General features: G+C 38.0%; 9 protein-coding genes and 1 pseudogene. All 10 read left to right on the forward strand.

All coding sequences use genetic code 11. The annotated features are described in order from the left end of the window. Positions 1–197 precede the first annotated feature (197 nt). The 10 genes and pseudogenes from uxuA to PZE06_RS24585 all read left to right on the forward strand — a co-directional run bounded on the left by uxuA (position 198) and on the right by PZE06_RS24585 (position 10,929). Positions 198–1,265, forward strand: a pseudogene (gene uxuA, locus PZE06_RS24540) (mannonate dehydratase). A 232-nt stretch (positions 1,266–1,497) separates the two neighbouring features. Continuing rightward, the gene (locus PZE06_RS24545; protein ID WP_151026265.1) at positions 1,498–2,190 is read left to right on the forward strand and encodes a GntR family transcriptional regulator; all 693 of its coding nucleotides are present in this window, start codon (positions 1,498–1,500) and stop codon (positions 2,188–2,190) included. A gap of 139 nt (positions 2,191–2,329) precedes the next feature. After that, the gene (locus PZE06_RS24550) at positions 2,330–3,355 is read left to right on the forward strand and encodes a C4-dicarboxylate TRAP transporter substrate-binding protein (protein ID WP_151026264.1); all 1,026 of its coding nucleotides are present in this window, start codon (positions 2,330–2,332) and stop codon (positions 3,353–3,355) included. Positions 3,356–3,375: 20 nt separating this feature from the next. Further along, positions 3,376–3,843: a TRAP transporter small permease gene (locus tag PZE06_RS24555; RefSeq protein WP_151026263.1), complete on the forward strand. Its 468-nt coding sequence runs from the start codon at positions 3,376–3,378 to the stop codon at positions 3,841–3,843. 26 nt (positions 3,844–3,869) lie between these two features. Beyond that, on the forward strand, positions 3,870–5,150 hold the full coding sequence (locus PZE06_RS24560; protein ID WP_151026262.1) for a TRAP transporter large permease: 1,281 nt from the start codon (positions 3,870–3,872) through the stop codon (positions 5,148–5,150). Between the two features lie 204 nt (positions 5,151–5,354). Beyond that, positions 5,355–6,110, forward strand: a complete 756-nt coding sequence (locus PZE06_RS24565) for an SDR family NAD(P)-dependent oxidoreductase (protein WP_151026261.1) — start codon at positions 5,355–5,357, stop codon at positions 6,108–6,110. Positions 6,111–6,153: 43 nt separating this feature from the next. Further along, a complete protein-coding gene (gene uxaC / locus PZE06_RS24570; protein ID WP_151026260.1) occupies positions 6,154–7,557 on the forward strand; it encodes a glucuronate isomerase in 1,404 nt (467 codons plus the stop codon). Positions 7,558–7,639: 82 nt separating this feature from the next. Next, positions 7,640–8,587 (forward strand): sugar kinase, encoded by a 948-nt coding sequence (locus PZE06_RS24575; RefSeq protein WP_151026259.1) that lies wholly within the window; start codon positions 7,640–7,642, stop codon positions 8,585–8,587. Positions 8,588–8,776: 189 nt separating this feature from the next. After that, a complete protein-coding gene (locus PZE06_RS24580; protein ID WP_151026258.1) occupies positions 8,777–9,424 on the forward strand; it encodes a bifunctional 4-hydroxy-2-oxoglutarate aldolase/2-dehydro-3-deoxy-phosphogluconate aldolase in 648 nt (215 codons plus the stop codon). A 131-nt stretch (positions 9,425–9,555) separates the two neighbouring features. Next, on the forward strand, positions 9,556–10,929 hold the full coding sequence (locus PZE06_RS24585) for a hypothetical protein (protein ID WP_151026257.1): 1,374 nt from the start codon (positions 9,556–9,558) through the stop codon (positions 10,927–10,929). Positions 10,930–11,097: the final 168 nt, after the last annotated feature.

Below are 11,097 nucleotides of genomic sequence, written 5' to 3' on the forward strand. Positions count from 1 at the left end.
TTGTGAGGGGAACGTACGTTTGTCAAGACGGAAAGTTTGTTCGCATCCCTTATTGGGGGTGTAACGATAAAAAGCCCTAGTCGTAAGACTAGAGCTAATGCGGAAAATTAATTTCCGAGAGACTATAGTTTATAAAAAGGGGGTGATATTCGATAGAGTACAAGGGAACTGCTAAAGATGAGAGGAAGTGATATTCATTGAAAATGACTTGGAGATGGTACGGAGAAGGAAATGACTCAATCACTTTGGATCATATTCGTCAAATTCCAGGTGTAATGGGAATTGTATGGTCGCTGCATGACAAGGTTGCTGGGGAAGAATGGGAACTGGAAAGAATGGAAGCGGTAGCTGCACAAATTAGAAGCAAAGGTTTTAGCCCTGAAGTCGTGGAAAGCGTAAACATTCATGATGATATTAAAATTGGTTTACCAACAAGAGATAAATATATTGATATTTATATCGATACGATTAAGAAGCTTTCAACAGTTGACATTAAAGTAATCTGCTATAATTTTATGCTCGTTTTTGATTGGACAAGAACGGATTTATACAAAGAACTACCGGATGGCTCTAATGCGCTATTTTATGAAAAAGCTGCTATTTCGGATGATCCGAAAGAGATGGTAAAGAAAATATTGGACAGTTCTGGTGGGTTCAGATTACCAGGCTGGGAGCCTGAGTGTTTGGCAAATTTGGATGAACTTTTTAAAGCATACGAACAAGTGACAGAAGATGTTCTGTTCGATAATTTGAAATACTTTTTAGAACGAGTGATTCCCGTTTGTGAAGAATATGATGTAAAAATGGCGATTCATCCAGATGATCCAGCATGGCCAATCTTTAGTTTACCGCGCATTATTCGAAACAGGGACTATATTTAGAAGATTTCTTGATTTAGTTGATAGTCCTTATAATGGATTAACGTTTTGTACGGGTTCACTAGGATCTAATTCTGAAAACGACCTTCCGGCAATGATTCGCGAATTTCATGATCGCATTCCTTCGCACATATTCGCAATGTTAAAGTTTTTGAAAATGGTGATTTCATTGAGGTTTCTCACAACGGTCAGGACGGAAGCGTTAATGTTCCAGAAGTGATAAAAGCTTATCATGAAAACGGGTTTACTGGTTTTGTACGCCCAGATCATGGTCGTCATTTATGGGGAGAAGAGAAACACTGTAGGCCTGGATATGGATTGTATGATCGGGCGCTAGGAATTATGTATATGCTTGGAGTTTGGGACAGTCTTGAAAACAGGAAATAAAATTGAGAGAGCTTAAAAGAGATATGTGGATAAGAAATTTTAAAAGAAGCAATGGCTATAGTTAAAGCAGTTTGTGAAGCATTAAGTCTGCGCAATTACACGAACCTTGCACATATTTTTTGTCGAAATAAAGAAAAAACAAAAAATTTGTGATATTTTCTTTTTTATACACTACCATACAAGCATAGTAGTGTGGTAGTATGTAAATATGGAAGGGAGGTTCTCTATAAAAATGTTAGACGCAGACTTAGCAAAAAAAGTAATGGTTAACAAATACTCAACTCGAGATTATGTTTATCAACAATTAAAAGAAAACATTGTAAATTTAAAGCTGGAGCCGGGCTTGAGTATATCAGAAAAGGAAATTGCCGAATGGTTGAGTGTAAGTCGTACACCGGTGAGAGAGGCCTTTGTGAGGTTGAATCAAGAGCAGCTACTAGAGGTATATCCACAAAGAGGCACTGTTGTATCATTAATTGATCTTAAACATGTGGATGATGCAAGATTTATCAGGGAGCATTTAGAAGTAGCAACGGTAAGAGTTGCTTGTGAAAGTTTTCCTGAAGATAAAACGGCTTTATTGGAAAAGAACATCGAGACTCAACACCGCTGTGTGCAAGAAAAAGATTACGAGCAATTATTCGAACTTGATGAAGAGTTTCATAGCACAATCGCAATAGGTTCGCAGAAAGCTAGAGTGTGGTCAGTCATCCAACAGATGAATAGTCATTTAAACCGGGTCAGACTTCTTAGTCTTGCTTCGGAGTTCAATTGGGAGACGATATTAAGACAACATAGTGAAGTATTGAACGCTATTAAAGCGAAAGATCCAGAACGTGCTGCAACGGTAATGGCCCAGCATTTACAATTAGTATCTGTTGATCAAAACGAGCTAAAGAAAGCATATCCGAGTTACTTTAAGTAAAGTCATATGTAGATAAAGTTTACATGGAGAATTCAGGTTTGCCTTTATCGCTTTCAATGAAAGCGGTATCTTTTGAAATTGTTTTAGTTATAAAGTCTAAAAATTAGAGAAATTTCACATTTTAAGGAGGACCTTAACGATGAAAGGGAAAATTTTAGCAGCACTGTTAATTTTAGCAATGGTAATTGTAAGCGCTTGTGGGAATAAATCTGAGACAAATAGCAGCGAAAATGCAAATAATGAAAACTCGAATGACAACGTTTACACATTGAAGTTGGGAACAGCATTAACCCCGACAGATCCAATTTATCAAGGATTGGAAGCGTTTAAAGATGCTGTCGAAGAAAAAACGGGTGGCGATGTCAAAATTGAGATTTATGGTAGTGGTTCACTAGGAGAAGATAAGGATATCGTTGAACAAGCGATCATGGGGGCGAATGTTGGGGTAATTGTTGATACGGGCCGCCTTGCAGAAATGGTACCGGAAATTGGAATTTTATCAGCTCCTTATATTGTCGATAGCTACGAAGAAGCGAGAGAAGTTGTCATGTCTGATTTATTCAAAGGTTGGGAAGAGAAGCTAGTAACCGATTTTAATGTGGAAATCTTATCATTTAACTGGTATCAAGGCGATAGACACATTTTAACAAACAAACCAATTAACACACCAGACGATTTAAAAGGATTAAAATTGCGTACTCCTGGTGCTGCCATTTGGACTGAAACGATTACTGCATTGGGAGCAAGCCCGGCAGGAATGCCTTGGACTGAAGTCTACCCTGGAGTACAACAAGGCGTAATTGATGGCGCTGAAGCGCAGCATCCGGCAACATATGGAGCGAAATTATATGAAGTGATCTCTAATATCTCTAAAACTTCTCATTTCCAATTACTAACCGGTTTAGTAGTAGGGTCTCAATGGTTGGAAACCCTTCCAGCTGAGTATCAAGAAATTTTAAAAGAAGAAGCGTTGATTGCTGGTGATGAGGCTTCAAAGAATACGGTTGATATGCTAGATGAATTTGAAGCGGATATGGTGGCTGAAGGTGTGGAAGTCATTGAAGTTGACAAAGCATTATTTAAAGAAAAAACAGATGCTGTATACGATAAATTTGAAGGATACCAAGAGCTTCGTCAACAAATCAACGAGCTGCTTGGAAAATAATATAAAGGTGAGTGGCTAGAATGAAAAATATTACTCACGGACTAGTGAAATTAGAAACAATCCTTACAAGTGGTTTAATGGTTGGTGTAGTTATATTTGTATTCGTAGCTGCGGTCATGAGATGGGTCGGTGCACCCCTCTCATGGTCGGTTGAATTTGCACAATTACTATTTGTTTGGGTTATCTTTCTAGGAGCGAATAAAGCATTAAGAGAAGGAAAGCATATTGGGGTCGATTTTATTACTAGTAGATTGCCAGAAAAAATTTCTAACCTTATTGCCATTGTCATGAACATTTTAATGATTTCATTTCTTGCATTTGTTGGCTATCATGGGATATTGCTAAGCATTGAAAATTCAGTGCGATTAATTAATAATCTGCCATTTAGCTATTCATTTGTGACGATTGCGGTTCCTGTCGGTGCTGCGTTAATGATCATTACACTTCTTATTAATACTTCAAAACTAATAAAAAAACAGTTCGCATAGAAAATTGAAGAAAGGAGGAAGATCAGATGGTACTGTTAGCAGTTATCTTTTTCATACTGCTTTTCCTTAATATGCCCGTTGCTTTTGCGATAGGAATCGCTTGTTTATCGTACTTTCTTTTTGAACCGAATTTACCCATTTCGATAACCGTCCAACGAATGGTTTCTGGAACGCAATCTTTTCCATTGTTGGCTGTCCCATTTTTTATCCTTGCTGGAAATTTAATGAATTCAGCTGGCATTACATCAAGATTAATTCGCTTTTCCAATGCTTTGACAGGTCATATTCAAGGTAGTCTAGCCCATGTCTCAATTGTATTGAGTACAATTATGGGAGGGATATCAGGTTCCGCTAATGCTGATGCAGCCATGCAAAGTAGAATACTTGGTCGCAAAATGATTGATAGAGGATATTCGGGTGGTTATTCTGTCGGTGTTATTGCATTCAGTTCATTAATCACAGCAACGATACCGCCAAGTATTGGACTTATACTGTATGGTTATGTAGGCGAGGTGTCTATTGGAAAGTTATTTTTAGCAGGAATTATACCAGGAATTTTAATGATGGTGTTCCTGATGGTCGTTGCTTATACGATTGCTAAGAAAAGAGGTTATGACTCGATTGACCGTCCAAAGCGAGCGACTTTCAAAGAAGTAATGAGTTCTTTGCGAGAAAGTATTTGGGCATTGTTGTTCCCGGTTATTCTTATTGTTGGAATTCGCTTTGGGATTTTTACAGCATCTGAGGCAGGCTCATTTGCAGTTGTCTATGCATTAATAATCGGTTTCTTTATTCACAAGGAGCTTGACTGGAAGAAGTTTAAAGAAGCTGTCAATCGCTCTGTAGTAGACAATGCGATGATTTTATTGATCATTTCAACATCTGCTATTCTCGGTTACTTAATTACGTATAATCAGCTTCCGAGAACTGCTGCTGAATTTATCATTGGTCTCACTTCAAGTCCAACATTGATTTTGTTCTTAGTGCTGTTGTTCCTACTAATTATGGGAATGTTCATTGAATCGACAGTTATTGTTCTCTTATTAACACCTATTTTCTTACCGATTATTACTCAAATCGGAGTAGACCCGGTTCACTTTGGAATTCTCATGATGACGCTTGTGACCATGGGAGGTATGACTCCGCCTGTAGGGGTAACGATGTATACCGTATGTTCTTTAACGAATGTATCGGTAGAGGAGTATGTAAAAGAATCATGGCCATTCATGGCAGGGGTTATTTTACTTGTTGCGATACTCGCATTATTCCCTCAAATCGTTACATTCCTACCAGATCTCTTAATGTAGTATAAAGAAAGCATTTGTCAGACTCTGAAATAATGGATGATTGTTCAAGAGAACAAACTCCGTATGAGGGGTCTTCCTCTTTTTTTACCCTAACTCGATGAATAAGGATGAAACGATGCATTTTATCAATTGGGCAGAAACGATATGAAAATTTCGTAGTGCTTGAGCTGTGCAAAACTTACAAAATGAAAACGGAGTGATTGGATGTATTCATTTCAAGATAAAGTAATATTTGTTACCGGCAGCAGTTCTGGTATTGGAAAATCGATTATTTTAGGTTTTTCAGAATTAGGTGCTTCTGTTATTGTTCATGGAAATAAAAATCTTGTAGCAGCCGAACAACTTGTCGCGCAAATTGTTGCAAAAGGAAAGAAGGCGCTCTTAGTTTCGGGTGATGTGACGAATGCAAAGCAAGTGCAAAAAATGGTCTCGAAAATAGAGCAAGAGTTTGGAAGAGTAGATGTTTTAGTTAACAATGCAGGTTCGATGGTGAAGAGAAGCAGAATTGAAGATATGGAAGAAGAACTATGGGAGCAAATTTTTAATGTTAATTTAAAGTCGGCTTTTCTTGTGACAAAGTCGGTGGTGCCATTGATGAAAAAGCAAGGGAAAGGCAGGATTATTAATGTCACTTCGATTGCTGCCCGCAACGGCGGTGGTAACGGTGCTGTTGCCTATGCCTCCGCTAAAGGTGGTTTAAGCACATTTACCCGTGGACTAGCGAAAGAATTGATTGCCGATCATATTTATGTCAATGGAATTGCACCTGGTTTCATCGAAACACCTTTCCATTCAAATACATCAGAAGAAATGCGTGTCAATATGACAAAGCAAATTCCTCTTGGGAGAGAAGGGATGCCGGAAGAAATGGTGGGTGCTGTTTTATTTTTAGCCTCTGATGCAGCAAGCTATATTACAGGAGAAATCATAGAAGTGAACGGTGGACTACTGATGGACTAAACGGAGCTTTTTTATTGCGCGGCTCATAGGAGGTTGATTTTTTTTGAAGGCGTTTATGGATAAGGACTTTCTATTAGAAACAGATACAGCTAAGAAATTATTTCATGACTATGCGAAAGATATGCCTATATATGACTATCATTGTCATTTAACAGCAAAGGAAATCGCGGAAAATAAAAGATTTAATAATCTCACTGACGTTTGGCTTGATGGGGACCATTATAAATGGAGGGCGATGCGTTCGAATGGGATTAATGAAACGTTTATTACCGGAAATAAATCCGATAGGGAAAAATTTCAGGCGTGGGCGGAAACGATTCCTCATTGCATCGGAAACCCCCTTTATCATTGGACACATTTAGAGCTACAAAGGTGCTTCCAACTTTATGATCCCCTCAACGAAAGTACAGCAGAAGAAATATGGGAAAAGAGCAATGCTATCATACAGGAGGAATCATTTTCTGCAAGGGGGCTTTTGCATAAATTTAACGTTAAGGGGCTATGTACAACAGATGATCCGCTCGATACGTTAGAATACCATCAGCAATTAAGGAATGAGCCAAATTTTAATATTGAAGTATTGCCTACCTTTCGCCCTGATGGAGCGCTAAATGTAGACCTGGCTAGCTTTATGGATTGGCTGCAAAAGCTAGGCGCGATTACGGGAATCTCGATTAATACTTTTGCATGTTTCATAGAAGCATTGAAAGTGAGAGTGGATTATTTTCACGAAGTAGGCTGTCGTTTGTCGGATCATGGTTTAGATTCGTCGTTTTTCTTAAAAGGAACAGAGACTGAAGTTGAAGAAATTTTTAAGAGAAGAATATCTGGGGCTGCACTTTCAAATGAAGAAATCGTTAAACTGAAGACGGAAATTTTACTTCATTTAGGGAAAATGTATAAAGAAAATGGTTGGGTGATGCAACTTCATATTGGCGGCTTGCGGAATAATAATTCAAAAATGCTGAATTTAATTGGGCCTAATACTGGTTTTGACTCGATTGCTGATTTCACTTACGCTGAAGAGCTTTCTGCATTGCTTGATGAATTAGAAAAGGATTCCTCCCTGCCAAAAACGATTATTTACAATTTGAATCCAAGAGATAATTATGTTGTGGGTTCCATGATTGGAAACTTCCAAGCAGAGATTCCAGGAAAAATCCAATTTGGTACAGCGTGGTGGTTTAATGATAATAAGGATGGGATGGAGGAGCAAATAAAAGCTTTAGCGAATTTAGGAATACTTTCACGATTTGTCGGAATGGTAACGGACTCAAGAAGTTTTCTTTCGTATCCTAGGCATGAGTATTTCCGCAGAATTCTTTGCAATGTGATCGGTAACTGGGTTGAAAACGGACAATATCCACCTGACTTTACTTATCTAGGAAAAATGATCGAGAATATTTGTTTTTACAACATTAAAAAATATCTGGAAGTCTCTACTTGAATGATCAAGAGTGAACTAAGTATGAGTATCTTAATCTTGACGTTAACTGTACTTGAATAAATCGATGTTCGGGGGAATAATGATGGATGTTGTAACAATAGGAGAATCAATGGTTGTTTTTACTCCAACGACTCCGTTAATGAGGTACGCCCACACGTATTCTCGTAAATTCGGCGGTGCTGAAACAAATGTAGCGATTGGGTTAACGAGATTAGGTCATCATGTTGGTTGGATTAGCAGAGTGGGCGAGGATGAATTTGGAAAAGCACTCCTCTCATTTATCCGCGGAGAAGGTGTCGATGTTTCCCAAGTAAAATATGATGCAACAGCACCAACAGGAATTTACTTTAAGGAGATTCGTCATGGCGGTGATGTGCGTGTTCAATATTATCGAAGTAACTCAGCCGCGAGTCGTCTTTTACCTGAGGATATTGATCAGGAATTTATAAAGAAGGCAAAATATTTGCATGTTACTGGGATTACACCAGCTTTAAGCGAAAGCTGCTATGAAACAGTTCTACATGCGATTCGCATCGCAAAGGAGCACGGTGTGAAAGTAGTATTTGATCCTAATCTTCGCAAAAAACTTTGGACAGAAGAACAGGCGAGAAAGGTTTTGCTTGAACTAGCGAGTTTAGCGGATATTATCCTTCCAGGAGTAGATGAAGGAAAGTTTATGTTTGGGGAAGCGGACCCTAAGAAACTTTGCCGATTATTTTTAAATCATGGTGCGGAAATAGTGATTTTAAAAGTAGGGGCACAGGGTGCCTATTATGGAATGAAGGATGAAATAAAGCTTGTCCCCGGTTTTCCAGTTAAAACAGTCATTGATCCAGTTGGCGCTGGTGATGGTTTTGCAGCAGGGGTCATCTCTGGCTTCTTGGATGGGATTGGACTCGAACAGGTTGTTGAACGTGGAAATGCGGTAGGAGCTATTGCTACCCAAGTTGAAGGAGATTTTGAAAGTTTGCCAGATCGCAATGAGTTGTATCGCTTTTTCCATTCAACAGAAGATGATATAAACCGTTAAATTTATGTAACAATTGGTTTTGTTGTAGGTCGGTAGTGATTTTGGGCTAATCTTTTCTCTGACTCCATGAAACGAAGCGTTTTTTCAGTATAATTAAGAGACGTGTAAAATTTTGATTTGACACGAAATGAGCCAAAATCGTTCTATCAACAATATAAAGTTTAAAACTAAAGATTTCGTGGAGGTATTATGAATCTTATCGAGCAGATTAAAGACAGCGGAATTGTGGCAGTGATTCGAGGAGCAAATAAAGACAATATCATTCCAGTCGCAAAGGCATTGAGTGCTGGTGGCGTTAAGGCACTAGAATTAACAGTGGAAACACCGAAAATCCTCTCATTAGTTGAGATGGTTGCGGATGAATTAAAGGACGATGTTATCGTTGGAGTTGGCACAGTCTTAGATCCTGAAACGGCAAGAGCATCCATTATGGCTGGAGCGAGGTTTGTTTTCTCTCCGGTGGTGAATATTGAGACGATTAAAATGACGAAAAGATATGGTGTCGTCAGTGTTCCAGGTGCGTTCACGCCAACAGAAATTTTAACTGCTTATGAAAACGGAGCAGATTTAATAAAGGTATTTCCAGCGAATTTACTCGGTCCGCGTTTCTTTAAGGATGTGCGAGGACCGCTGCCGCATATCCCATTAATGCCGACTGGAGGAATTGATGTTAGCAATGTTGGTGATTATATTCGTGCTGGAGCTGTGGCGGCTGGTGCTGGAAGCACGCTTGTAGATATGAAGCAAGTGATCGATGAGAAATGCTGTGAAAAAATCACATTAAAAGCTAGCCAATTTGTGAATGAAGTAAAGCGGGCGAGAGAGATGAAGGCATAAACCTAAGGGCGCATTTGCGCCTTTTAATTTTAGGCTTTTGCCGGCCGTAACACTTTCTGTCTATAATAGAATGGTATAAAGGGATTTTCGGGATGGCCATTTAAATAATGTTTGAATCGAGGTAAGACATAGTGAAAACAAAGATAGAGCAATTTCATTCTTCCATGGCCATTTGCCTTTATAGCTTGTTGATTGGTCTATACCTATTTAATCTATTTGCCCAAATTCATATCTTAACCTATGTAACAGGAATACTTGCTATTATTTCAATAATGATCTCCTTTTCGAAAACGGACAAATTTATTAAATATACAGGTAGCATTTTTTTAGTGATCGGCATTTTAATTGCTGTGATGATTGAGGAATCTTTCTTGAATATTCCTTATAAAATGCTGTCTATGTTGGATTTATTAGGGTTACTCAGCATTCTTCCGTTTATTACAAGCATTATTAAAATCGGCAAGTATGAGCATAGCGTCAACAAACTATTAAAAGCAAATATTCATCATCTTGGTCAAGTCTATTATCGTGGTTCCTTATCTTCTTTTCTAGTAGGCTCTTTTTTAAACATGGCTACACTACCACTGTTAATCAATTCTTTATTGAAGAACTTGAGCACTGTAAGCAAAGAAGTTAAAAATAAATTAATTAGTCAGTCGGTCTTAAGGGGATACAGTCTCTGCTTAATTTGGAGCCCGATGGAATTATTAGTTGCAATGACCGTAGATGTTACTGGTGTGGGGTACACAACTTATTTACCGTGGTTATTATTTCTTTCTCTTCTCCTTCTCTTAACGGACTGGTTAATGAGCTTCAAATACAAGAAATACATATATATAAAAGAGGATAGCAAGACTGAATCGTTAAATATGTTTAATTTAAGAAAAATAGCGATTATGATTTTTGCTCTAGCCCTCTTTATAACAAGTGTAAATATGTTTCGAAATGTTACGAATATCGGATTTATCACGTCTGTAACATTAGTAATAATCCCCTTTTCACTCATATGGTCTTTATTGATTAAACGCTTTAAGGCTTACTTGAATTATAGTGTGAAAAGCTGGCAAAGAAATACGAGTAAGCTACAAAATTATTTCTTTTTGTTTTTGAGTGCGGGTTTCTTTATAACAATGCTAAAGGAAACCGCAATCTTTTCGTTTATGCAGCAGCCTTTTTTTGCGGCAGCACAATACCCAGTTATGCTCTTTGCATTTATTCAAATCATCTTTTTAATGTTTGCAATGGTCGGCTTTCATCCATTGGTAACATTTAGCATACTTGGTGAAATTCTTAAACCACTTATGGCAACTATTTCTCCAATAAGCATTGGTTTCGTTTTAATTATGTCAAGTCTATCAACCGCTGTTGCCGGACCTTATAATTTGAGTGTTTCTTTAACAGGCGCTATGTTGAAAACAAACCCGTATTCTGTTTCACTGTGGAATCTCTTATTTGCTTTATTATTTAGCAGTGCAGGTACAATACTCGCCTTATTTTTTCTGTAATTTAATCGTTTGTTTAAAGAGACGGCCGAAATGGGCGTCTCTTTTTAAAAGATAAGAAAGTATAAAAATTTAAGGTCTACCGCAGTCATTAGGGCTGTGGTATTTTTTATTTATGGACAGAAATATTCTAAAAGAGATCTTTTTTGATCATCATCAACATTGGGAAGC

This window comes from Robertmurraya sp. DFI.2.37, assembly GCF_029211245.1.
Classification (GTDB): Bacteria; Bacillota; Bacilli; order Bacillales; family Cytobacillaceae; genus Robertmurraya; species Robertmurraya methanolica_A.